23 protein-coding genes are annotated in these 20,335 nt (G+C 67.9%); 10 read left to right on the top strand and 13 right to left on the bottom strand.

Features of this window, described 5'->3' with window-relative positions:
- Nucleotide 1: 1 nt before the first annotated feature.
- The 3 genes from L2Z93_RS14085 to L2Z93_RS14075 all read right to left on the bottom strand — a co-directional run bounded on the left by L2Z93_RS14085 (nucleotide 2) and on the right by L2Z93_RS14075 (nucleotide 2,098).
- Nucleotides 2-1,066: a DUF6670 family protein gene (locus tag L2Z93_RS14085; RefSeq protein ID WP_090593786.1), complete on the bottom strand. Its 1,065-nt coding sequence runs from the start codon at nucleotides 1,064-1,066 to the stop codon at nucleotides 2-4.
- A 45-nt stretch (nucleotides 1,067-1,111) separates the two neighbouring features.
- On the bottom strand, nucleotides 1,112-1,258 hold the full coding sequence (locus tag L2Z93_RS14080; protein WP_162562045.1) for a hypothetical protein: 147 nt from the start codon (nucleotides 1,256-1,258) through the stop codon (nucleotides 1,112-1,114).
- Nucleotides 1,259-1,654: 396 nt separating this feature from the next.
- Nucleotides 1,655-2,098 (bottom strand): SRPBCC family protein, encoded by a 444-nt coding sequence (locus tag L2Z93_RS14075; protein ID WP_090593784.1) that lies wholly within the window; start codon nucleotides 2,096-2,098, stop codon nucleotides 1,655-1,657.
- Nucleotides 2,099-2,201: 103 nt separating this feature from the next.
- On the opposite strand from L2Z93_RS14075, the gene L2Z93_RS14070 reads away from it, so the two are divergent.
- A complete protein-coding gene (locus L2Z93_RS14070) occupies nucleotides 2,202-2,609 on the top strand; it encodes a PPOX class F420-dependent oxidoreductase (RefSeq protein WP_090593781.1) in 408 nt (135 codons plus the stop codon).
- Between the two features lie 15 nt (nucleotides 2,610-2,624).
- Here L2Z93_RS14070 and L2Z93_RS14065 read toward each other — a convergent pair whose 3' ends face one another.
- The 3 genes from L2Z93_RS14065 to L2Z93_RS14055 are packed head-to-tail and all read right to left on the bottom strand — an operon-like array spanning nucleotide 2,625 to nucleotide 6,945.
- The gene (locus L2Z93_RS14065; RefSeq protein ID WP_090593778.1) at nucleotides 2,625-3,611 is read right to left on the bottom strand and encodes a hypothetical protein; all 987 of its coding nucleotides are present in this window, start codon (nucleotides 3,609-3,611) and stop codon (nucleotides 2,625-2,627) included.
- 53 nt (nucleotides 3,612-3,664) lie between these two features.
- On the bottom strand, nucleotides 3,665-6,532 hold the full coding sequence (locus tag L2Z93_RS14060) for an MMPL/RND family transporter (protein ID WP_090593775.1): 2,868 nt from the start codon (nucleotides 6,530-6,532) through the stop codon (nucleotides 3,665-3,667).
- Complete coding sequence (locus L2Z93_RS14055; RefSeq protein ID WP_275984782.1) at nucleotides 6,529-6,945, bottom strand: MmpS family transport accessory protein; 417 nt, start codon at nucleotides 6,943-6,945, stop codon at nucleotides 6,529-6,531. The genes L2Z93_RS14060 and L2Z93_RS14055 overlap by 4 nt, the downstream gene beginning before the upstream one ends.
- A gap of 138 nt (nucleotides 6,946-7,083) precedes the next feature.
- On the opposite strand from L2Z93_RS14055, the gene L2Z93_RS14050 reads away from it, so the two are divergent.
- Entirely contained in the window at nucleotides 7,084-7,755 is a 672-nt protein-coding gene (locus L2Z93_RS14050) for a TetR/AcrR family transcriptional regulator (protein WP_234786303.1), read from the top strand.
- A 51-nt stretch (nucleotides 7,756-7,806) separates the two neighbouring features.
- Here the strand turns inward: L2Z93_RS14050 and ppk2 are convergent, their stop codons facing one another.
- Nucleotides 7,807-8,598 (bottom strand): polyphosphate kinase 2, encoded by a 792-nt coding sequence (ppk2, locus tag L2Z93_RS14045; protein ID WP_202971911.1) that lies wholly within the window; start codon nucleotides 8,596-8,598, stop codon nucleotides 7,807-7,809.
- Between the two features lie 213 nt (nucleotides 8,599-8,811).
- On the opposite strand from ppk2, the gene L2Z93_RS14040 reads away from it, so the two are divergent.
- Nucleotides 8,812-9,612: an SDR family oxidoreductase gene (locus L2Z93_RS14040; protein ID WP_090593764.1), complete on the top strand. Its 801-nt coding sequence runs from the start codon at nucleotides 8,812-8,814 to the stop codon at nucleotides 9,610-9,612.
- A gap of 39 nt (nucleotides 9,613-9,651) precedes the next feature.
- Nucleotides 9,652-9,783: a hypothetical protein gene (locus L2Z93_RS14035; RefSeq protein ID WP_260575422.1), complete on the top strand. Its 132-nt coding sequence runs from the start codon at nucleotides 9,652-9,654 to the stop codon at nucleotides 9,781-9,783.
- Here L2Z93_RS14035 and L2Z93_RS14030 read toward each other — a convergent pair.
- A complete protein-coding gene (locus L2Z93_RS14030; RefSeq protein ID WP_090593762.1) occupies nucleotides 9,774-11,657 on the bottom strand; it encodes a hypothetical protein in 1,884 nt (627 codons plus the stop codon). The genes L2Z93_RS14035 and L2Z93_RS14030 overlap by 10 nt on opposite strands.
- Nucleotides 11,658-11,869: 212 nt before the next feature.
- Between L2Z93_RS14030 and L2Z93_RS14025 the strand changes: the two genes are divergently transcribed.
- From L2Z93_RS14025 to L2Z93_RS14015, 3 genes are all read left to right on the top strand, one after another.
- Nucleotides 11,870-12,676, top strand: coding sequence for a DoxX family protein (locus tag L2Z93_RS14025; RefSeq protein WP_090593759.1), 807 nt, complete (start codon nucleotides 11,870-11,872; stop codon nucleotides 12,674-12,676).
- 453 nt (nucleotides 12,677-13,129) lie between these two features.
- Complete coding sequence (locus L2Z93_RS14020; protein WP_090593756.1) at nucleotides 13,130-13,399, top strand: Rho termination factor N-terminal domain-containing protein; 270 nt, start codon at nucleotides 13,130-13,132, stop codon at nucleotides 13,397-13,399.
- 74 nt (nucleotides 13,400-13,473) lie between these two features.
- Entirely contained in the window at nucleotides 13,474-14,268 is a 795-nt protein-coding gene (locus L2Z93_RS14015; RefSeq protein WP_162562044.1) for a DoxX family membrane protein, read from the top strand.
- Nucleotides 14,269-14,273: 5 nt separating this feature from the next.
- Here L2Z93_RS14015 and L2Z93_RS14010 read toward each other — a convergent pair whose 3' ends face one another.
- Nucleotides 14,274-14,711 carry an SRPBCC family protein gene (locus L2Z93_RS14010; RefSeq protein WP_090593750.1) on the bottom strand — a complete coding sequence of 146 codons (438 nt, stop codon included), beginning with the start codon at nucleotides 14,709-14,711 and terminating at the stop codon, nucleotides 14,274-14,276.
- Nucleotides 14,712-14,862: 151 nt separating this feature from the next.
- On the opposite strand from L2Z93_RS14010, the gene L2Z93_RS14005 reads away from it, so the two are divergent.
- Genes L2Z93_RS14005 through L2Z93_RS13995 form a run of 3 tightly spaced genes read left to right on the top strand, consistent with a single transcriptional unit; the run spans nucleotide 14,863 to nucleotide 18,169 of the window.
- Entirely contained in the window at nucleotides 14,863-15,732 is an 870-nt protein-coding gene (locus L2Z93_RS14005; protein WP_090593836.1) for an SDR family oxidoreductase, read from the top strand.
- On the top strand, nucleotides 15,729-16,655 hold the full coding sequence (locus L2Z93_RS14000; protein WP_090593745.1) for a patatin-like phospholipase family protein: 927 nt from the start codon (nucleotides 15,729-15,731) through the stop codon (nucleotides 16,653-16,655). Before L2Z93_RS14005 ends, L2Z93_RS14000 begins: the two co-directional genes overlap by 4 nt.
- On the top strand, nucleotides 16,652-18,169 hold the full coding sequence (locus L2Z93_RS13995; protein WP_090593742.1) for a flavin-containing monooxygenase: 1,518 nt from the start codon (nucleotides 16,652-16,654) through the stop codon (nucleotides 18,167-18,169). Before L2Z93_RS14000 ends, L2Z93_RS13995 begins: the two co-directional genes overlap by 4 nt.
- Here L2Z93_RS13995 and L2Z93_RS13990 read toward each other — a convergent pair.
- The 4 genes from L2Z93_RS13990 to L2Z93_RS13975 all read right to left on the bottom strand — a co-directional run bounded on the left by L2Z93_RS13990 (nucleotide 18,112) and on the right by L2Z93_RS13975 (nucleotide 20,251).
- The gene (locus tag L2Z93_RS13990) at nucleotides 18,112-18,483 is read right to left on the bottom strand and encodes a DUF4345 domain-containing protein (RefSeq protein ID WP_193438950.1); all 372 of its coding nucleotides are present in this window, start codon (nucleotides 18,481-18,483) and stop codon (nucleotides 18,112-18,114) included. The genes L2Z93_RS13995 and L2Z93_RS13990 overlap by 58 nt on opposite strands.
- Before the next feature lie 10 nt (nucleotides 18,484-18,493).
- Nucleotides 18,494-19,024 (bottom strand): thermonuclease family protein, encoded by a 531-nt coding sequence (locus L2Z93_RS13985; RefSeq protein WP_234786300.1) that lies wholly within the window; start codon nucleotides 19,022-19,024, stop codon nucleotides 18,494-18,496.
- Nucleotides 19,012-19,197, bottom strand: a complete 186-nt coding sequence (locus L2Z93_RS13980; RefSeq protein WP_306439047.1) for an excalibur calcium-binding domain-containing protein — start codon at nucleotides 19,195-19,197, stop codon at nucleotides 19,012-19,014. Before L2Z93_RS13980 ends, L2Z93_RS13985 begins: the two co-directional genes overlap by 13 nt.
- 148 nt (nucleotides 19,198-19,345) lie before the next feature.
- On the bottom strand, nucleotides 19,346-20,251 hold the full coding sequence (locus L2Z93_RS13975; protein WP_090593737.1) for a hypothetical protein: 906 nt from the start codon (nucleotides 20,249-20,251) through the stop codon (nucleotides 19,346-19,348).
- Nucleotides 20,252-20,335: the final 84 nt, after the last annotated feature.

Genomic DNA, 20,335 nt, shown 5'->3' with positions numbered 1-20,335 from the left:
CTCACCGCGCTCGTCGGTCGATGTACTCCAGGTAACCGCGGCCGGCTACTTCCGCACCGCGCCAACGGGATTGGTGAGAAAATCCGGTAACGAACCCCGAACCCAGCCCGTAGGTGAACGGGGAGTCCATGGTGGCGTGCAGATCGAGCCACACCTGACCCGCGTCGTCGCGGACCTGGAAGCGGGTGGCCGCCGGCACCGGCATCGGGATGCCGTACGGGGTGGCCTCGGGTGTGTCTCGCACCGCGGTCACGTCGAAGCGGACATCGCGGAAGGTTGTCGACCGGCCGTGTCGTGCCCGGTGATAGGCGATGGTGAACAGCGGTACCCCGCCGAAGCAGTACTGGCTGAGCAGGACCTGATTTTCGGCGTCGAGGTTGACGATCTGATAGACGAAATAGTCCAGCGGGGCTTTGCTTTTCGGCGGTAGCGGTGACTTCCGCGCCAGGTACGGGCTGGGGCAGGCGGCGTACTCGAATGAGCACAACCCCTCGACCTCGATGGTCTCGGTGGCGGTCAGGGTTCCGCGGTACTCGGTGAGCAGGCCCAAATGTTTGTACACCGCGGAGTGGAAGAACCACGTCGCGGTGTCGCTGCAGGTCAACTTCAGATCGACGTCGACTCCGCCGGGTGTGCCGGTGAGCCGGAAATGTGGGTAGCGGCCGGTCAGCCGCAGGTCATCGCCGAAGCGCAGGTCTGAGCCGTCGCTGGTGGCGGTGAAGTCATCGCCGAACAGGTAGGCGCCGAAGTGGCCCGGATGGGAGGCGGCGGTCCCGGCCACCACGGCGGCGGTGCGCCGCGGCGGGCCGGGCAGCGCATGGTCGGTGTCGAACGCCAGCGCGCCCGTCGCGCCGATCAGTGACATGACGCTGAGGAACCGGTGCGGCTCGGGTAGGTCCGGAATCATCACGCCGTAGTGGGTCCAGCCGAACCGGCGGGAATCCAGATTGGGCGCCAGGATCTCCGGTTCGGCGAACGGGCGCTGCGACGCGGCGTCGGCGTCGTCGAGCACTTTCAGGGCCATGGTTGCGGCCCGGCGCAGCCCGGCGGTGACGAATCGATTCACCGAGTGATCGTCGCAGACAGATGCTGTCGCGACCCCGGAGCCTCGTCAGGACTGGGAGCCGTGCGAACCAGACTGGCCTGCGGCCCCGTAGGCCGGATACCGGGCGATGCCGTGGTACTCGCAGCGGCGGCTTCCCTCGGCGGGGGTGGCGGTGCAGCCGGGGCTGCGGCAGATGCGCGTCAGGTAAGGCATGGTCGAAACTCCGGAAGTCGTCTCGCCCGGCCGGAGCCAAGGCGATGAACTCGAACGTGGCGCCGCGACGGTGGGGCGCAGAGACGCTGAGGTTGTCAGCCCAGCCAGTGTCGCACCGGTTGCGCGGCGCCGCATCTTTTTATTTGTGAACCGGGTCCCCGCAGTGACGAGCGTGCATCCACGCAGACGTAGTCGCCGGGGGGCGATCCGCGTCGGATTCGAGCCGTTCAGAGCTGTTCAGATCGATTTGTCGTAGTCAAGTCGTACGGTGACGACAGAAGATGAATATCGGGCAGAGGGAACGCGGAAGTCGCCGCACTCGAGGCGGTTAGCGAGGTGCGCTGCCCCGAGGAACTGGGCGGCGTGGTTTCGGCCCGGACTGAATGATCGGACCGATCACGCCTCGGCGACTGCCGCCAGTCGGTCCACGGACGCGGCCAGCTTCTCGGACGTGGTGGCCCGCGCGCGGGAGAACCGGGACTCGTCGGTCAGCTGCGTCCAGTCGTAGGTGTGGGTCACCTCGGCGCCGCCATCGACCGGCCGGAGTTCCCAGCGCCACAGATGACCAGGCTGCGGAGCGTCGACCGGTGACGGACGCCAGGCGATCAGCCTGCCTTCCTCGAATTCGACGATGTGGTTCTCCCGCACATGGCCATTGGTCAGCGTCATGGTGAAGACGTCGCCGACGGCCCGCACCCGCTGGCCATCGGGGGCGGTGCTCAGGTTGTCGTTGCCATCCCAGCGTGGCTGTTGGGCGGGATCGGCGATCAACTCGAAGATGGTGACGGGATCGGCTCGGATCAGCCGGGTCGCCGAGACGACGCGCTCGTCGGTGCTCATGACCCGATGATGCCACCGCCCGCGAGAAGAAGCCCGCACAGGGGGACTGCCAGCTTCATGTGCGAATCTGTGGCCAAGAACGGTCAGCACGAGGAGACAGCCGATGACCCAACAACCACTTCCCGACGGGCTGATCGACCTGTTGCGCAGGCCGGCCCCATGTTTCGTGGCGACGCTGATGCCGGACGGCGCGCCGCAGCTCACCGAGACCTGGGTGCACACCGACGGCGAGCACGTCGTGCTCAATATCGTCGAGGGCATGCAGAAGGCGCGGAACCTCGCCCGGGAACCCCGGATCGCGTTGAATGTCGTCGACCCCGACGATCTGACCCGCTACTACGGCGTGCGCGGTCGCGCGGTGTCCATGACCACCGAGGGTGGCGCCGAGAGCATCGACGAAATCGCGCACAAGTACACCGGCGCTCCGTACGCGAACTACGGCGGCGACACGCAGAAGCGCATCATCGTCACGGTCGAGGCCGACCGGGTCACCCCGCCGTTCGGCGGCTGACACCGCGCAGTTGACTCAGTCGAGCCACTGCGACGCGAACATCGACCGGTTCCGCGCAAAGAGAACCTGCTTCTCCAACTGGTCAGAACCAGCCGTGGCGACCATGTTCGGCAGGAAGCTGCAATAGGCGATCGCGGTGTCCGGGTCGATGGGCGAGGGGCACCACGCGCCGAGCAGCGGCACCCCGGACTGACCCTTCGCTTCGGCCAGGTTCAGCGCGTTCGCCGTCGCCGCCGGGTCGTCGATCACCGCGGACTCCGGCGGCGCCAGCAGTACGAGCGCGCCATTGCCGGCCTCCGGGTGCGGGACATCGGTGAGGATCTGCACGACGGCTACGGGAACCTCGGCCTGAGCGACCTGCGGTTCGGCGAACGCCACCTGGCAACTGATCTCGGTGTCGCTGGCGGTCCCGACGATGCCGTGCTTGTGGAGGAAATCGGCCACGCTCGCCATGGCGGGGCCGGCGAACTGGGAAGGTTCGCGTCCCGCCGGCGCGAGGACCTGGGCGGGCATCTGCAGAATCTCGTCCATCTCGGCCCGCGGTCCGGACTTCGGGTGGACGGTCGCCGCAGGGGCGCCGCCGCAGGCTTGCGCGATCCCGTGCGCCCGGCCGTGCGCGGAGGCATTCTGGATGACCGCCGCGGTGGCCAGCAGGTCGGCCAGCCAGTCGATATTGTCCTTGTGCACGTAGGCGGTGCAGTGGTCGCCGATGGCACCGTTATCGGGATGCCACACCAGCGCGTTCAGCGTCGCTTGGGTGTTGAGGAGGCCGAGGAACTCCGCCGGATTCGTCGCGGGATCGGCGTCGCGGACGATCTCGGTCCAGATCCGGACCGTGCACACGTCGAGGGCGCCGTCGGAGACCGGTTGCCCGACCTCGACGTGCTGGGCGAGTCGGTAGCTCCACCAGGTGAAGCCGCGGGCGCGCGGGATGATCCACTCGTCGTCGATCATCAACTTCTCGACGAGCCTGCTGAGCAGTTCGGTTCCGACGTCGGCCATCTCAGTGTGTTCCTTCCACCCGGACAGCTTCGCAGATGATCCCGCGGGTACGGCTAAACCGCGGCCTCCTCAACCTCCCGCGGCTTCGGCCACGGCTGGGGCAGGGGGCGTTGCCGCACGTGCTGGGGCCACCAGAACCAGCGGCCCAGCAGGGTCGCGATGGATGGCGTCATCAGCGAGCGCACCACCAGCGTGTCGAACAGCAGACCCAGGCCGATCGTGGTGCCGACCTGGCCGATGGTGACCAGGTTGCTGACCGACATCGACATCATGGTGAACGCGAACACCAGACCGGCGGCGGTGACCACCGAGCCGGTGCCGACCATTGCCCGGATGATGCCGGTGTTCAGGCCCGCGCCGATCTCCTCCTTGATCCGGGACACCAATAGCAGGTTGTAGTCCGCGCCGACGGCCAGCAACACGATCACCGACATCGGCATCACCATCCAGTGCAGCGGAATGCCGATGATGTGCTGCCACAACAGAACTGACAATCCGAACGCCGAGGCCAGCGAGAGCACCACCGTCCCGACGATCACCGCCGAGGCGACCACCGCCCGGGTCAGCACCAGCATGATCACGAAGATCAGCACCAGCGCCGCGGCGGCGACCACCAGCAGGTCGTAGTTCGCGCCGATCTGCATGTCGTTGTAGGTCGCCGAACTGCCACCCAGATAGATCTTCGCGCCCTCGAACGGCGTGCCCTTGATGGCGTCCGCCGCGGCGACCTTCAGCGGCTCGATCCGCGAAGTGCCCTCCGGGGTCAGCGGGTCACCCTGGTGAATGATGGTGAACCGCACGGCATGTCCGTCCGGCGACAGGAACAGCTTCAGTCCGCGCTGGAAGTCGGCGGTCTCGAACGCCTCCGGCGGCAGGTAGAACGTGTCGTCGTTCTTGGCGGTGTCGAACGCCTCGCCCATCGCGGTGGCGTTCTCCTGCATCGCCATCGCCTGATCCTGCTGCGCCTTCTGGATCTGGTACTGCGTCAGCAGGGTCTTCTTCTGGTTCTTCAGCGAGGTGATCTGCGCCGGCATCACCGCGACCATCCGCGGCATCAACGCCGCCATCTTCTGCATCTCGGGCACGATGTCCTCGAAATCACCCGCCAGGGTGTCGATTCCGTCGAGCGTGTCGAAGATCGATCGCATCGACCAGCACACCGGGATGTTCGCGCAGTGCGGCTCCCAGTACAGGTAGTTGCGGATCGGGCGGAAGAAGTCGTCGAAATCGGCCAGGTGATCGCGGGTGTCGTTCATGTCCTCGGACGTGACATTCATCTTGTCGGACATCCGCTGCGACACCGCGGCCAGCTCATCCTGGATGCTCATCATCTCGGTCATCGCGTCAATGCTCGACTGCAGGTCGTCGGCCTGCTGCAGCAGGTTGTCCAGGTTGGCCTGCGCGTAGTCGTTGTTCATGATCTGAGCGCTGCCGCTCTGACCGACCGTGTAGGCCAGCGTGGAGTGCTTGATCGGGTCGCCGTCGGGCCGGGTGATGGTCTGCACCTGCGCGATGCCGTGCACGTTGCGCAGCGCCTTGGCGATCTTGTCGATGACCAGGAAGTCCGCCGGGTTCCGCAGATCCCGGTCCATCTCGATCATCATCAGGTCCGGGTTCATCTTGGCCTGCGAGAAGTGCCGGAACGCGGCGTCGTACCCGAGGTTGGCCGGGGTGTCCTTTGGCAGGTAGATCCGGTCGTTGTAGCTGGTGTGGTAGCCGGGCAGCGCCAGCAGGCCGATCAGCGACGCGACGATCGCGCAGACCAGGATCGCGCCGGGCCAGCGCACCGTCGCGGTGCCGACCTTGTGCCACAGCGCCGAGCGGCCACTTCGCTTGGGCTCCAGGATCTTCCCGAACCGGGTGACCACGGTGATCACCGCCGGCCCCAGCGTCAGGGCGATCACGACCACGACCACCATGCCGATCGACAGCGGGATGCCCATGGTCTGGAAGTACGGCAGCCGGGTGAAGTGCAGGCATAACGTCGCGCCGGCGATGGTCAGCCCGGAGGCCAGCACCACGTGCGCGGTGCCGTGATACATCGTGAAGAACGCCGACTTCTTGTCCTCGCCGTTGCGTCTGGCCTCCTGATATCGGCCTATCAGGAAGATCGCGTAGTCGGTGGACGCCGCGATCGCCAGCGTCACCAACATGTTGGAGGCGAACGTCGTCAGGCCGAACAGCTCGTTGTAGCCGAGGAAGGCCACCACGCCGCGGGCGCCGGCGAGGGAGACCACCACCATCGCCAGCACGACGAGCGTCGTCACCACGGAGCGGTAGACCAGCAGCAGCATGATGGTGATGACCAGGAAGGTCACCCCTTCGATGGTGCGCATGCTGGCGTCGCCGACGAGGTTCTGGTCGTGGCTGGTGGCCGCCGACCCGGTCACGAAAACGTTGAGCCCGTCGGGCTTTTCGCGTTCGGTGGCGATCTGGCGGACCGTCTCCACCGATTCGTTGGCCAGTGTCTCGCCCTGGTCGCCGGAGATGTAGACCTGCACGTAGGCGGCGTGGCCGTCGCGGCTCTGGGCGCCCTTGGCGGTCAGGGTGTCGCCCCAGAAGTCCTGCACGTGCTGCACGTGCTTGGTGTCGGCGCGCAGGTCGCGGACCATCTGGTCGTAGAAGACGTGCGCGTCCAGGCCCAGCGGCTCGTCGCCTTCGAGCACGATCATCACCGAACTGGAGGTGTCGTACTCCTGGAAGACCTTGCCGACTTCCTTGACCGCGATCATCGACGGCGCGTCGTTGGGGCTCATCGACACCGCGCGCATCTTGCCGACGACCTCGAGCTGGGGGACCAGCGTGTTGAGCATCGCGACGATGACGATCCAGCCCAGGATGATCGGCAGTGCCAGCGTGCGGATCAGTCGGGGCAGGCCGGTGTGTTCCTTGTGCGCGGCGTGCACGGCGGGGGCGGTCATGCTGCCTTCACGTAGCAGAAGGTCTGGGCGTTCAATCCGGTCGCCGTCCTCTCGTCTTTGACCTCGTCGTCGACGGTCACCCGGCAGTTGATCTGGTCGCCGTCACTGGAGGCCATGATGTTGGGCTGCACCGACGGCAGGGTGGTGCTCAGCGTGAGCGTCCAGGGCAGCGGCACGTCCTCGGCGCGTTGCGGCACGCCGTCGAGGTCCATGTAGTTGATGACGCCGAGACTCCCGGTGCCGTAGACCTCGTAGGTCACCACGGTGGGGTTGAAGTCCTCGGCGTTGTCGGAGGTGATCTCGGTGACGATCACGGGGTGCGCGCCGAACACTTTGCGCAGGTTGAACACCGCCAGCCCGCCGGCGGTCACCGCCACCACGATCAGGATCGGCAGCCACGTACGTCGGAGCAAACCGATCACGGAAAGGCCTTTCAGCAGGTCTCACATGGGTGGCGACGCGGTGACAGCGTGTCGACAGCTGTCTCCGGGAAAAACTAACCCGATAAGTGGATGAGGTCAATCCGGTTAAGAGTTGCCCTGGTTACACTTCTGCTCGTGAAGCCCTGTCCCGACTTCGGTCGCCCGCTGCGCCGCGACGCCGAGAAGAACCGGCAGCGCATCATCGACGCCGCGCGCGACCTGTTCGCGGCCAAGGGCCTGGAACCCAACCTCAACGACGTCGCCAAGCACGCCGGCGTCGGCGTCGGCACCGTCTACCGGCGCTTCCCGACCAAGGCCGAGCTCATCGAGGCGATCTACGCCGACGTGCTCGACAAACTCACGGCGCTGGGCGAGGCGGCGCTGGCCGCGGAGAACTCCTGGGACGGATTTGTCTGCTACGTGTGGCAGATGTGCGAGCGCACCGCCACCGACCGGGCCTCCCGCGAGATCGTGTTCAGCAAGGCCTACGGCGGCGAGCGGGTCCGCGAGGCGCGTGACCGGCTGGTGCCGGTGGTGCGTCGGCTCGTCGAGCGCGCCCAGGACGACGGCTATCTGCGCGTCGGGGTGGAGTCGGCGGACACCCCGATCTTCGCGCTGTTGGTCGGCACCGTCAGCGAGTTCGCCGGTGAAGTGGACCCGCAGCTGTGGCGACGCTACGTCGCGATGCTGCTCGACGGCATGCGCGCCCGGACCGATCAGGGCGCGCTGCCGGTGCCGGCCCTCGACGAGGACGGCATGGACCGGGTCATGATGACCTGGGAGCCCGCCGGGCCCTGCTGAGGCGCTGCCCGGTGGTGTTGCGGCTGACCTCTTCCTCGCTTGCTCGTCGAGTCATCCGGTGAACTTGCCGCTGCGGATGCGGTCGGCGTCCATCAAAGCGAGTTCCTGGGCGGCCGGGATGACGATGTTGGGATCCGGCACGAAATCGACGTCGTCCCCGCGGCCCGAATAGTTCACCGCGTTGAGGATGACGCGGAACGCGTTGAGCCGGGCGGAGTGCTTGTTCTCCGAGCGGATGATCGTCCACGGGGCGTCATTGGTGCTGGTGCGACGCAGCATCTGGTACTTCGCGTCGGTGAAGTCGTCCCAGTGCTCTTGAGCCTGGACATCGATCTCCGAGAGCTTCCACTGCCGCAGCGGGTCATCGCGACGACGCTCGAACCGGCGGGCCTGCTCCTCCTTGGTGACGCTGAAATACAGCTTCACCAGGATGGTGCCCTGACGCACCAGGTCCTTCTCGAACCCGACCACACCCTTGAGGAAGTTGCGGTGCTCCTCGTCGGTGCAGAAGCCGAACACCGGCTCCACCATCGCGCGGTTGTACCACGAGCGGTCGAACAGCACCATCTCCCCGCCGGTGGGGAACTGGGCGACGTAGCGCTGGAAGTACCACTGACTGCGCTGCTCCTCGGTGGGCTTGCCCAGGGCGACGACACGGTAGTGCTTCTCATTCATGTAGCGGGTGACCCGACGGATGGTGCCGCCCTTACCCGCGGCGTCGCGGCCCTCGAACAGCACGATCATTCGGCGGTTCTCGTCCTCGAGGCAGCGTTGCAGCTTCAGCAGTTCGACCTGGTAGGGCTTCAGTTCCTGCTCTTCGCGCACGCGGCGTGGGACGGTCATGCCGACCATTGTGACCATGGGCACAAGCGGCGGCGCAACCGGGTCTGCGCAGCGGTTTTCCGGCCGCGAAACGCTTGACCACATTGTTATCTAAGGATGGCTCTTAAGAATCTTAATTTTCGTGTACTCTTGGCTGGCATACCCGCCGAAGCTCCCCGGCCACCCGAGCCGGAGTTCCTCGCACAGGGCGTAACCCAAGCGAAAGGTCGCGATATGCACACAGACACTCAGCCGCAGGTCGCGCTGGTCACTGGCGCATCCTGCGGACTCGGCGCCGAGGTCGCACGCCAGCTCGCGCAGAACGGCGCGCAGGTCATCGTCGCCTACCGGGACAACCGGGATGACGCCGACGCCGTCGTCGCCGACATCCGCGGCGCCGGCGGAGAGGCCCGCGCCCTGGAGACCGACATCCTCGACGGCGACTCCGTCTCCGCGATGACCGACGACATCCGCCGCCAGTTCGGCCACATCGACACCCTGGTGCTCAACGCCACCGCGGTCCCGGTGTCCGCCGACGCCAAGGCCGCCAAGCGCGACGCGCAGCGCAAGTTCGTCGCCGCCGCCCTGGAGCTGATGGCCCCCGGCTCGCGGATCGTGTTCGTCACCAGCAACCAGGCGCACTTCTACCCGAACAAGGGTGTGCTGAAGGGCTACGAGCCCATCCTGGCCAGCAAGCGCGACGACGAGTCCGACCTCTACGCCATGCGTCCGGAGATCAGCCGCCGCGGTGTCGCGTGCACCGTCGTCACCGGCGACTTCCTGGAGGCCGCCGAGGACTCCCCGGAGGCGCAGGCGCTGGCCCACCAGCACGATCCGGCCGTCCCGCAGGTCGCCGCCGCCGTCGCGCTGGCGACCGTGCAGCCGCTGCCGGCCTCGATCGTCTACGCCGACACCAGCGCGCCGGCCGCCAACCCCGGCGCGATCCTGCCGGACCGGCTGCTGAGCCAGCTGGCCACCTGGCACGAATCCACCGCCGTGGGCCGCAAGGTCCGGGAATTCGCCAACGTCAGCTGACGGGCTTTGCGAAGAACCCAGATATGTGAGGTGAGCACGATGTCCCAGACAATCGAAGACCTTCACGTCGGCGAACTCGCCGACTGGTTCTCCCCGGGTGAATCGGACGTCGAGTCCGACCCCGCCGAGCGCGACCTGATGGCCGCGCTGCGGAACTGGGCTCAGGCCTGACCTCTGCTTTCACGGTTGGCCGACCAGCTGCGGTGTTTCATCGCGGCAGTTCGTGCGAGCTTGGCAAGCCGACGGTCGGGCAGGCTTCTTCCCAAGACGTTGAGCACGGCTTCTGCCTCTGCGGCGGGGTGATGCCAGAGATAATCCAGCAGCTGTTCCGGATCGGGTGCGGTGAGGAACTGCTGGCACAGCGCGTCGGGGAACTCGACCAGTTGGGACAGGATGTCCACCAGGACGGCGGGCGTGATGAACGCGGCCACCGTCTCCGGTTCGGCCAACTCACGATCGAGTAACCAGATGGCCGCGTGGCCCGCGGCCTCGGTGTCGAGCAATTGCCGCACATGGGGTTCGGCGACGTCGGCTTCGAAGTGGCCGAGTAAGTGGATCCCCGCGATCCGGCTGAAGGAGTCGGTTGCTTCGCCGGCCATCGCGGCCACCAACGCGGCTCGCTCGGTGGGAGCCAGATCCGGTCGCCACGCTGCCAGGATTGATGAATGTGCTTGTGACGGAGCAGAATTCAGTTCATCAACCAGTTCTCTCGCGTCAAGGTTCGCAAAGTCGGGACCGTCGGCAAGTTTGATGCCGGCGCCCTCGAGGTGCTCAGGCAGCACGCGCCGCCCGAAGGCGGTGAGTGCGATCGACCCGCCCGTCCAGAACGGCGATCCCCAGTGATCTGCCTGTTCGTGCCTGTCGGCCCAATGGACGGCGCCGGTCATGACGAGTGCCGCCAGCACTTGACTGAGATCCCGTTCCAGGCTTGTTCCGGAGACGTAGCGTTCGATGAATTCGTCGTCGAACTGGACGCGTATGGCCCCCTTGTTCATCTCGTGGATGGCGTCGAACTCGAGGCTGCTGCCGGGCTCCAGCAACCGAGACAGCCAGGTCACCACGCCGCCGTTGACGGTTTCGTAGACGTCATTGAAGAACCCCGTCCCGTCGGTGGGGAGCGGCCCCGGTTCGATGACCGACGCGAACAACTTGGCCGCAGCGTCGACATCGGGTCGTTTCGCCCACGCTTCGACCGGCGCCAGCCGGTTGCGGTACAGGCGCACCGCACCGGCGCGCCGGGCAACGCCGACCAGGAACATCAGGGATCTCAACTCCTGAGTCGACATCGTCCGGAAGACACGTGAGCCGATTTGCGGGTCGATGTCATCGCCGGTGTCCAGGAGCTCAACCAGAGCCCGCCCGTCGGCGAGCTTCAAGTTCCCTTTCGCGGTGAGCGGCACGCCGTTCTCCCCGAGGTAGTCGCGCAATGCCCGCACCTTGGCGGGTAGCGCGGCCACGGCCACGTCGGCGGTGACCTCTGCTTCCGTAGGAGGGATGTAGGGGAACGGCAACTCCAGGAGCTTCGGTCCTTCGGTGAAGAACCGGTCGGTCCGCGCGTGTCGCTCCTCGAGCGACAATGCGTTGTGTTCGTCCACCTGCTGCTGAACGGCGGCGAGCAGCTCCTCCTCCGTCAAGGAATCGGCGTCCGCGACCCCCGCGAACATCGACTTGGCCATTCCCCAATTGTTGGGGTCCGCCATCGCGGCTTGCATGGCGTCTGACAACCCGAGGGTCTGCCGGGCGAGCCTGCGGAAGTGCGCTGGACCGCCCGGCGCGCGGCGGCCCAATCCCAGAAAAAGCAGGAACTCGGCCAACTCGTCGCACATCCCGGGTGCGTCTTCCGGCGCCATGGTCAGCTGTCGCGGGCACCAGCGCAGCAGGAACTCACGAATATCGGGCTCGCCGACGTCCGCCAACGGACCGCCGCGTGCGCCATTCCACCAGTTGACGAGGAGCTCGGCCGCGGCCGCGGCCGACTCCGGAGCGGGGTACTGACACTCATTGAGCCAATCCGTGAACTGCTCGAGCAACTCGGCGTTCGTCATTCCAAGCATTGTGCTCGTCGCCGCCGACAGTGTGCTCGCGGGTGCGCGCCGACATATCTTCGGCAGGTGTCGCGGCGAGGCTTCGCGCTTTCCGCGACACCTGCCGCCGCTCGGCCTATCATCGGGCGGACACGATCACCCGGAACGGGTTGATCGATGCCCGGGGGCCGCGGTAGGCGCTTGGGTCCGCGCGCCGAAAGGACTCTCGCTCAATGATCCGCCGTATCGCCCGACCGCTGCTGGGTTCGTTCTTCGTTTACTCCGGATTCCGGGCGCTGGTGAACCCCACCCCAGTGGCCGCCGCAGTCGAGCCGCTGATCGACACCGCCACCGACCTCAACCTGCTGGGCGGGGCGTCGCAGCCGGACAACCTGACGCTGGCGCGGGCCTACGGCGGAGTCCAGTTGGGCGCCGGGCTGCTGCTGGCCACCGGGAAGCTGCCGCGGATCTCCTCGCTGGCGCTGGCCGGAACCATGGCCCCGGCGACGGTCACCCACCGCTTCTGGGATGAGCCCGACGACGCCGCCCGCCAGCAGAAGGCGGCCGACTTCCTCAAGGACGCCTCCCTGATCGGCGGCCTGATGATCGCCGGCTTCGACACCGAAGGCAAGCCCGGGGTGCAGTGGCGGGCCCGACGGCTGGCCAAGAAAGCCGCCAAGAAGGCAGCGGCGCTCGGTCTGGTCGCCGACCAGACGGTGCACCTCGCCGAGTACGCCGATCGCGCCAAGGCCGCCGCGGCGAACCTGGGGGAGCGCTTCGAGGACCGCAGTTCGGCTGCGGCCGAACGGATCTCGGACGCCGTCGACGCCGCCAAGCCGCGCGTCGAGCACGCCGCGAGTGTGGCCGCCGAGCGCGCCTCGCACGCGGCGGCCGTGGCCAAGCCGAAGATCTCGCACGCGGCCGCGGTCGCCGCGGAGAAGGCCGCCGACGCCCAGGTTGTGCTCAGCGACAAGGTCGGCGACCTGCACGAGAAGTCCGCGGAGTTGCGGGCCCGGGCGAAGAGCCGCGTGCGCCGCTGATCGAGTCTCCGGACTTGTCGGTGGCCGGTGCGACCATGACGCCATGGACACACACGGTGGGACCTGCGGCTTCCGGACGAATGCGCGCAGTGGTGCCGGAAGCAGGACTATCACCTGGTCGTCGAGGACGATGTCGCGCCTATCGAGCTGGACTGGTGGACCCAGCGGCTGAGCACCCATGCCATCCCGGCTCGGCTGTGGGGGTACGACGCCGATGGCGCACGCGTCGGGGCGGGCGCGGCGTTCCTCCGGCGACGTGACCTCGACGAGGCCGGGCTGTCCCCGCTGGAAGTGCTCTACCGCTGCGCGGCGTGGCTGACGGGGCACCGGAGGCTGGTGTGAGCGGGTTCGGGCGGACGGCGGTCGAGCCGCCGACACCTGGGCCCGGTTGAAACCCGGCGCGGGCGGGTACTCGGTGTCCGTACACCGACCACGTCAGCGAAAGGCGGCCCCATGCCACAGCGTGACCCCGGGCCCAGCGTCAAAGACAAAGAGCTCTACGAGAAGCTCCGCGACGAGGGCAACTCGAAGGAGAAATCGGCGCGGATCGCCAACGCCGCGGCGGACACCAGCCGCAGCGCCGTCGGCCGCCGCGGCGGAAAGTCCCCGTCCTACGACGAGTGGACCGTCGACGAACTGCGTGAACGCGCCGCGGAACTCGATATCGACGGCCGTTCGTCGATGAATAAGAACGAACTGATCGACGCTCTCCGAAAGCACTGATCCGAACCACGGTGCGCGGCGGATGCCGCGCGCCCAATCACCGCCGCGCCGTCCGCGGCAGAAGGGAAACACCTGTGATCCGCCAAATCGCCCGTCCGCTCCTGGGATCGGTCTTCGTCTACTCCGGATTCCGAGCGCTGACCAACCCCGCTCCGGTGGTCGACCGGGCCAAGCCGCTGATCGACACCGCGGCCGAGATGGAGTTCCCGGTGGCGTCCCCGCAGCTCGACGACCAGACCTTGGCGCGCGCCTACGGTGGCGTGCAGCTGGGGGCGGGGCTGTTGTTGGCGGCCGGCAAGCTGCCGCGGTTGGCGTCCCTGGTGCTCGCCGGTTCGCTGGCGCCCGCCGCGGTGACGCAGCAGTTCTGGGCGGAGTCGGACCCCGTCGCCCGGCAGGAGAAGACCATGCGGTTCCTCAAGGACGCCTCCCTGATGGGTGGGCTGCTGATCGCCGGCTTCGACACCGAGGGCAAGCCGGGGGTCAAGTGGCGGGCCCGCAAGCTGGCCGCCCGCGCCTCCGACCGCTTCTCCGATGACTCGCACCACATCGACGTTGACGAGTACGTCGACAAGGCCAAGCACGCCGCCGCCGTCGCCGCCGAACGGCTCGGTGATGGCAAAGATGTGGCCGCAGAACGGATCTCGGGCTTTGTCGAGGCCGCGAAGCCGCGCGTCGAGCACGCCGCGAATGTCGTCGCCGAGCGGGCCTCGCACGCGGCCGCGGTCGCCAAACCCCGGCTGGAGCAGGCCGCCGCGGTCGCCGGCGAGAAGGCCGTGGACGCCCAGGCCGCCCTCGAGGACGCGGCCGTCGAGCTGCGTGACCGATCCAAGAACGTCCGCGCCGAAGCGAAGAGCCGCTTCCGGCGCTAGATCCGTTACCTGTTGCCGGCCCGACGCTTGGATTCCTTGGCCGCGCCCTTGACCAGAGTGGTGGTCAGGCCGCGCAGCACCGGGACGATCACGGCGTCGGGCACCGGCAGCGACGGAGTCGAATCCATCGAGTAGGTCACCAGCGTCCCCTCCGGGTGGTCGGCCAGCACGATGGCGCCGATGTGCGAGCGCACCGGCAGCCCGCCGACCACCTTGTACACGATCTTCTCGCCGGGAACGAGCTCGACGATCTCCTCGCTGGCCCCGATCGGGCCGAGGCCGATCTTGTGCACCGCGCCGACGCCCTGGCGCTGATCCTTGCCGGCGCGCACCAGCTTGGATCCCACCGGCATGAACCTGCTGTATCCCTCCCGGTCGGCGAACACGTCGTAGACGATCTCGCGCGGGGCCGGGAAAACGGTCTCGCTGACGTAGCGGGCCATGGGTGTCCTTTCGCAGGGGGTGGCGCTGAGCGTATACCGACCGCGGAAGCGGTCATTCGGCGTGGTGGATGTGCCCGTTGTCACACTGCGCTACGCTGACTGACATATCGGTCCGCTAATTCGAACGCCGAGGAGGCGCGCAGTGGGTTTGTTGGGCAACGGCAAGAATCCCTCGGTCGACGGCCTGCGGGTCCTCATCACCGGAGGAGCGCGCGGCATCGGCGCGGCGACCGCCGAACTGTTCGCCGCCCGCGGCGCGCGAGTATGGATCGGCGACGTCGACGACGACGTGTGCGCGGCCACCGCGGCCGCTCTCGGCGTCAACGGCGGACGCCTCGACGTCACCGACATGGCGTCCTGGAGAGACTTCGTCGCCCGCGTCGAATCCGAGGACGGACCCGTCGACATCCTGGTCAACAACGCCGGCGTCATGCCGCTGGGCCCGCTGGCCGACGAGCGCGAAGAGGTCCGGGACCTGATCCTCGACGTGAACGTGCGCGGCGTGCTCAATGGCATGCAAGCCGTGGTGGCCGGCATGGTCGAACGCGGTCGCGGTCAGATCATCAACGTCGCCTCGATGGCCGGGATGATCGCCATCCCCGGCATGGTCACCTACAACGCCAGCAAGTTCGCGGTGCTCGGCGCGTCCCTGGCCGCCCGGCAGGAATACCTCGGCACCGGGGTGAGCGTCTCGGCCATCCTGCCGTCGGCGGTGCGCACCGAACTGTCCTCCGGCGCGACGCTCGGCGGCGGGATGCCGACCGTCGACCCGCAGGACGTCGCAGCCGCGATCCTCGAGGTCACCGGCTCGAAGGCCGCCCGCCGATCGGTGCCGAAATGGGTCGCCCCGGCCTGGGACGCCCGCAGCTTCGTGCCCGAGGGTGTGCAGAACGTGGCCCGCCGGCTCATCGACGACCGTCGTGCGCTGACCTCCATCGACGTTGACGGTCGCGCCGCCTATACCGACCGCCTGGAACGCCAGGCCCGCGAGCACGGTGAGATCAGCGAGGCGGCGAAATGACCCGACGCGCGCTGGTCATCGGTTGCGGCGGCACCATCGGCGGCGCCTGGATCATCGCGGCGCTGTCCGCGCTGTGCGATGAGATCAGCGTCGCAGCAGGGGATTTCGACATCCTGCAGGGCACCTCGGCGGGCGCCGAGATGGTCACCATGATCGGCGGCGGCGTGCGGGTCGAGGATCTGGTGGCCATGCAGCGCGGCCAGAGCGCCGACCCGCGATTGAGCGCGCACCTCGCCGACACCCCGTCGAACCTGCCGCCGCTGCCCGCTCCCCGGCTGCTGAACCCGCGCCTGCTGCGCTCGCAATCCGGGCTGGCCGCGCTGACCGGGATCGCCCCCGAGGGGCGCGGCGACGCGAGCTGGCTGCAGCGATTGGCCGACGGGTTCGCCGAGGGCCCCTGGCTGGCGCACCCAGGCTCTCGCATGGTGGCTTTCGATATCGACGTCGGCCGGCGGGTGGCCTTCGGTGCGCCCGGCGCCCCGACCGCGACCGTCGGGGAAGCGTTGCGCGCGTCCTGGGCCATTCCCGGTTGGATGCCCGTCGTCGCCGTCGACGGCCACCGCTACGTCGACGGCGGCGCCCGCTCCACCGCATCGGTCGACCTGATCGGCGCCGACGAAGCCGATGTCATCTACGTGATCGCGCCGATGGCTTCGGCTGCCGGACAACGTGTTCCGGGAATCGGCGGCTTGCTGGAGGACGCCCTGTTGCGCCGGCCGATGTCCAAGACCCTCGATGAGGAGGTGGCCGCGGCCCGCGCCCGTGGCACGACCGTCGTCGTCATCACCCCCGACCGCGCCGACCTGGCCGGACTCGGCCCGAACTTCATGGACCGCGGCCACCGCCGCGCCGCGTTCGAAGCGGCGATGGTCACCGCGCCCAAGACTGTGCGTCGGGCGTTGACGGCCGAGGCGAGCGCATGACCGGCCGCGATCCCCGCGTGGTCATCATCGGCGCCGGCGTCGCCGGGATCAGCACCGCGCACGTGCTGCGGGAACGCGGGTTCGGCAACATCACCGTGCTGGAGAAGGGATCCGATGTCGGCGGCGTGTGGCACTGGAACCACTATCCGGGGCTGACCTGCGATGTGCCCTCCCAGATCTACCAGTTCGGCTTCGCGCCGAAGCCGGACTGGAACCACGTCTGGGCCGACGGGCCGGCCATCCAGCGCTACCACCGCGACGTCGTCGACAAACTCGGTCTGACGCCGCTGATCCAGCTGAACACCGAAGTCGTCGCCGCCGAATGGGATGACGCGGCGCAGACCTGGACGGTCACCACCGCCGCCGGCGACACCCACGTCGCCGACTTCGTGGTGTGCGCCACCGGGGTGCTGCACCATCCCGCCATCCCCGACATCCCGGGGCTCGACGACTTCGACGGTCCCGTCGTGCACACCGCACGCTGGGACGACGATCTGGTGACCGACGGCAAGAGGATCGCCGTCATCGGCACCGGATCCACTGGCGTGCAGGTGGTTTCGGCGCTGCAACGCGTCGCCGCGTCCATTGAGCACTATGTGCGCTCGCCGCAGTGGGTGCTGTGGGCGCCCATGTCGATGCCGCAGCTGCCCGGAACCGCGGCGTTGCTGGGCCGGTATCCGGGCCTGCACAAGCGGATGTTCGACTCGCTGCTGTGGGGATCACAGATCCTGGCCGACATCTGCACCCGACCGTCGTGGCGGCGGAGCCTGGTGCAGAACTACGCCCGCCTGTCACTACGGCTTCAGGTCCGCGACCCGGAGCTGCGTGACAAGCTCACCCCCGACTACGAGCCGCTGTGCAAACGGCAGGTGATCTCGGGCCGGTACTACCCGGCGATCCAAGCCGACAACGCCGCGCTGATCACCGAGGACATCGCGGAGGTGACCCCGACCGGCATCCGCACCGCCGACGGGGCCCTGCACCAGACCGACATCATTGTGTTGGCAACGGGATTCCGCGCACATGACTACATGCGGCCGATGCGGGTGATCGGCCGCGACGGCCTCAGCATCGACGACGCCTGGGGCAAGGGGCCGCGGGCGTATGCGATGACCGCCATCCCCGGCTTCCCCAACCTGTTCACCGTGCTGGGCCCGAACTCGCCGTCGGGGTCCATCCACCTGCAGTACTCCTCGGAACTGACCGCGAAGTACATCGCTGCCTGGCTGGAGCGGTTCCGCGCCGGGGAGCTCTCGCAGGTCGAGGTGACCGAGGAGGCCACCAGCCGCTTCAACGACGAGGTCGCCGTGGCGATGGGCCCGACCGTGTGGAACACCGGGTGCAACTCGTGGTACTTCACCGAGGGGAACACCATCGATCTGTGGCCGTTCCGGCGGGACAAGATGATCGAGATGCTGGGCCGCCCGATCGACGCGGACTACCACGTGGTTTTGAGTCAGCCGCAGGCCACGAAGAACAGTGGGGCCGCGATAACGACCTCGACCAGCGCGTAGAACCAGTTGGGGTAGAACGGGGTTCGGTCGTCGATGAACGCCGACACCACCCGCCCGATCGCCATCCCGGCCATCGCCGCGCCGACGGTCAGCAGGATCCCGGTGCGCACCGGGCCCGGTGTGGCGGCGGCGTAGCCGAGCACCGCGGCGATCGCCAACCCGAACCCGCCGTAGACCGCGCGGATCTCGGCGCGTGCGGTGGACTGGGGGAGCACCGTCCCGAACGGTTTCATCGTGCCGTCCGGGGTGACCATCGCGACCACGCCCATGCCGGCGAAGAACACCGCGGAGACGATGATGATTGCCGTGGCCACACTGGCCTCCTTAGCGCCGGACCGATTCGGTGTTGCCGTTGCAGGGCGGGCCCCAGAGACCCCGCCCGGCTGCTCGGGCCTCGGCCTCGGCGGCCGCGATCAGCGGGTACCGCTGCACCGGGTTGTCATCGTAGATGTAGGCGTGCGCCGTCCCGGCCCGCGCGGCCTCCACCGAGTAGTCCCAGCCGTCGGCCTTGACCAGGTAGGCCAGCGTGCGCCCGTAGTGGTCGTGCAGGTCCTGGGTGTCGTCGTACACGACGGCCACCCGCTGATCGAGCAGCTGCTCTTGGGCGAACGCGGTCGCCTCCGGACCCCAGCAGCCGACGGTGTATCGGGGTTTCTTGGTCTCCGGAGTGTCGATGCCGAGCACCCGGATGCGCAGCCGGCCGCGGTTGTCGTCGCGCACGTCGATGGTGTCGCCGTCGACCACCCGAAGCACGACGGCGGTGGTGTCGACGACTTCGGCGGTGGCCCGCGTGGAGCAGCTGACCAGCCCGGTCAGCAGCAGGGCTGCCAGCAGCGCGCGGATCAGGACTCGCAACCGATGCCGTCGCCGTCCCTGTCCAGGTGGCTGCCGTACTTGTCGCTGGACGACGGGATGTCGGTGTCGCCGTTGGCGCGGGCCTCGGAGCAGTTCTTGTAAGGCGCGGCCACCGCCGCGGGCGCGGCGGTCACTCCCAGCACTCCGATGGCGAGGGCGGAAGCGGACAACACACGGACCATGACGGGAACCCCCCAAGTAGAAGTGGACTTACGCCACCTTAGGGCGCCGTGCTCAGGTTTTTCACAGGAACCGGGTAAATGGGTGGCCGGCGTGAGTGCGCGCGGACTGAGTGCGCCGGCCTGGCTGCGCGGGGATTGCTCAGCGGTCGAGGTCCCGAGGAATCATGCCCGCGGCGGTCCGGTCGAAGTCGATGGTGTCCTTGAGCTCCTGGAACGCCGCCGTCAGCGCGACGACGCGGTCCGCGGATGCCGAGGGCGTGCTGGTCGGGCTAGCCGTGCCGGCGCCGCTGCCGGTGCCGTAGAGCAGGGCCGACATCCGGGCTCGCACCTCGTCGCGGTGCAACTCGTTGCGCTCGTTCTCCCGATCCTCGCGCAGCGACTCGTCGATCCGTTCGGCCTTCTCCGCGCACGACTCGAGCAGGCGGGTTCGCTCGATGGAATGCACCGCCAGACTGTCGATTTCACGTTCGGCATCGGTGATCAAGGTGCGATCCGCCGGGCTGGGATTCGGAATTTCGCCCAGCTCGAAGATGAGATTGCGCAACCGGCGTGCGGTCGCGGTGTTGTTGGCGATGAACTGCAGGTCCGCGCTGAAGTCCAGATCCGCGGGATCGCCGAGCCAACCGGCTTGCGCGGCCTCGGTGCTCTGGATGCGCTTGACGGCGGCCTCGGCGTTCTCCAGCAGCACCCGTTCCGGCTTGCTGAGCTCGTCGATGTGCGCCTCCTGCGCTGCCTGTTCCTCCGCTTCGGCCTTCACCCCGCGGCTCTTGGCCGACCGTCGGGTGGCGATCAGTCCGGCGATCCAGGCGGCGACCGGAATCGCCCACCAGAACCCGTCGGTGAGAATCGCGAGAGCGATGGCGCCGCTGAACGCGAGCAGTCCCGTCAGCGACAGCACCGTCCACTGGGTCGAGCTCAGGGCCCCCTTCGGGGTGGCCGGGGCCGGGCCCAATGGCTGTTTCGAGCCACCGAGCGCCCCCATTGCCATGTACACGAGCACGAAGGTCCCGATGACCAGCAGCACCGGAACGACCATCCGGATCATTGACGCCTCCCACAGCAGCTTGTCATCGATGGTAGTGCGGGTCGCGGTCCGCGCAGGTCGGGCATTCGATAGCCTCGCTGAAAG

The organism is Mycolicibacterium brumae (genome assembly GCF_025215495.1).
GTDB classification, from domain to species: domain Bacteria; phylum Actinomycetota; class Actinomycetes; order Mycobacteriales; family Mycobacteriaceae; genus Mycobacterium; species Mycobacterium brumae.
The sequence above is the reverse complement of the archived record's forward strand: the minus strand, read 5'-3'. Positions and strand labels throughout refer to the sequence as shown.